Origin of the sequence: Cellulosilyticum ruminicola JCM 14822 (assembly GCF_001311925.1) — a bacterium.
Lineage (GTDB): Bacteria > Bacillota > Clostridia > Lachnospirales > Cellulosilyticaceae > Cellulosilyticum > Cellulosilyticum ruminicola.
This window is the reverse complement of record NZ_BBCG01000141.1, coordinates 1-2215: the sequence shown is the minus strand read 5'-3', so window position 1 is coordinate 2215 and position 2215 is coordinate 1. Positions and strand designations below refer to the sequence as shown.

The 2215-nt window shown below is 31.5% G+C and carries 2 protein-coding genes and 2 tRNA genes; all 4 read right to left on the bottom strand.

What is annotated here, in order from left to right; translation table 11 throughout:
* Positions 1-20: 20 nt before the first annotated feature.
* The 4 genes from JCM14822_RS18420 to JCM14822_RS19785 all read right to left on the bottom strand — a co-directional run bounded on the left by JCM14822_RS18420 (position 21) and on the right by JCM14822_RS19785 (position 1973).
* Positions 21-112, bottom strand: a tRNA-Ser gene (locus tag JCM14822_RS18420).
* Between the two features lie 33 nt (positions 113-145).
* Positions 146-231: transfer RNA gene (locus tag JCM14822_RS18415), tRNA-Ser, on the bottom strand.
* Positions 232-595: 364 nt separating this feature from the next.
* Positions 596-1306, bottom strand: a complete 711-nt coding sequence (ispD, locus tag JCM14822_RS18410) for a 2-C-methyl-D-erythritol 4-phosphate cytidylyltransferase (protein WP_054744086.1) — start codon at positions 1304-1306, stop codon at positions 596-598.
* A 181-nt stretch (positions 1307-1487) separates the two neighbouring features.
* Positions 1488-1973: a transposase gene (locus JCM14822_RS19785; protein WP_242861571.1), complete on the bottom strand. Its 486-nt coding sequence runs from the start codon at positions 1971-1973 to the stop codon at positions 1488-1490.
* Positions 1974-2215 lie beyond the last annotated feature (242 nt).

Sequence of the window (2215 nt, the reverse complement as noted above, 5' to 3'; positions counted from 1 at the left end):
ATACAATCTTCTGAGAATAATGGCGGAGAAAGAGGGATTTGAACCCTCGCGCCGTTACTAACGACCTACTCCCTTTCCAGGGGAGCCCCTTCAACCACTTGGGTACTTCTCCAGGTGATTATCCGCTTTTTTCTCTTCAGATTAACGCAGAGACTGGGATTCGAACCCAGGGAGGTGTTACCCTCGCCGGTTTTCAAGACCGGTGCCTTAAACCAACTCGACCATCTCTGCATATTTATCAATACATTTCGTCAACTGACTTTATGTATTTTACACTATTTTTTTCTCATTGTCAATAACTTTTTAAATTAAAACTTATTTTTCAAGAATTTTAGTTGTTACTCCACTCATTAGTGCTTAATTAATATATCATAGCATTTGTCATACGTCAACACTTTTTTATATTTTATTTCATTTTTTTAACCTTTACTATATACCCGTTTAATATACTTATTTGATGTGCTTTAGCTTGTTTCTATTTTAAAGAAGTAACTATACTTATCATACAATTTATATCATTGAAACTAGTTACTTCTTTATTCTAAAAACACTCTTATCGCTTATACAATGTGTTTAATGCTATTATTCCTATATATTAATTATTCTCTTCTAATCTACTTGCTTCTAATATAGCCTTACCTAAAATAAGATCATCTTTAGTAGTAATCTTAATATTAGTATACGCACCCTCTACGATATACACTTTCTTGCCATAAGCTTCTATAAGCATACTATCATCTGTCACAGCTAATTTCTTTTCATGTGCAAAATCATATGCTGCTAGTAACATGTCTTTCTCAAAACATTGAGGTGTTTGTACGCTCCAAAGAGTTTCCCTTTTAGGTGTATGCTTTATTTCCTTAGATTCATTATTTACAACTTTAATAGTATCCTTTACCGGAACTGCCACAACACATGCTTTATTTTGCTTTACTGCCTCTAAAACCTTACTTATCGTATCCCTTTCGATAAATGGTCTTGCCCCATCATGAATCATTACATATTTAGAATCTTGAGCTGTATTTATAAGTCCATTATAAACAGAATCTTGACGTTCTTTTCCGCCAGCTACAACTTGCTTTATCTTAGTGTATCCATATTTATTAATAATATTTACTTTCGTAGCTTCTATTTCTTCCTCACTAACTACAACAATAATCTCATCGATAAATGTACAAGCCTCAAATGCTTCTATAGTATGTGCAAGAACTTCTTTTTCTTCTAATAGAATATATTGTTTTTTGATAGACATACCCATACGTTTACCACTACCACCTGCAACTATAATGACTGATACCTTTTCCATAATCCACCTCTTTATAAATCTACATTTAATTATTCCTTATTACTTTATCATTAATCTTCCTTTTATACACCTACCCCACTATTTTATTTGAATTTTTATGCAATTCTTCATTTTTCTTCTTTTCCCCCTATATATGTAATATTCTCTCGGTAAGCGGTAAATAATCCGACGTATATAAAGATTAGCTCCCAAAAACTAACGTTTTTGAAGTCTTATTATAGTTACATTTATTTACATCCTCTATTGCACTTAATTTTTTACCAATAAATGTATATATCGCTATACTTAAAATTGTATCCGAAGATAAGATACTTTTTTTCTTAAGGTATCTTATCAGTTTATTGAAGTTATATGCTCCAATTTTAAAGCCAAACACTATTTTTAAGCGCAAAAGGCCACGAACTGGCATGGCATCTACTTGATATTTTCTTCGAATAACTGAAGGAATACCTTCTACACCAGTTCTTTTATTGGTAAGCTTAATATATTCTTTTGTTTGCATTATTTCTCGAATCTTACTATTGCTATAACTTTTATTACTAAACTTTACACTATAACCTTTTTTCTCTTTTTTTCTAGGACATTGATTATGATTTGCAACATATCCTACATTTCCACTATATTTCTCTCTATAAGTTGCATCTGAATCACTTGGATTTTGAAGTATTTTAGAATGAAAGCGCTTCCCATCCTTTGGAACAGTTTTACCTTCTTCATTTACTTCTACTTGTTCTTCTAGGAGACGCTTTAATAGTTTAAACGCTTCACATTCTAGAATCTGAGTATCATATTTTTAACATGTCTCTTCTAAAATGATGGAATGTCCTAACAGCCATTCTAACTTAGTTATAGCATCTTTATCACGTGTTCTATAGATTGTTTCGTTTTTATTCCTTCTTCTAAATAGCA

Coding starts and splice junctions, on each gene's coding strand:
- ispD (WP_054744086.1), bottom strand. CDS start 1,306: ATGGAAAAGGTATCAGTCATTATAGTTGCAGGTGGTAGTGGTAAACGT.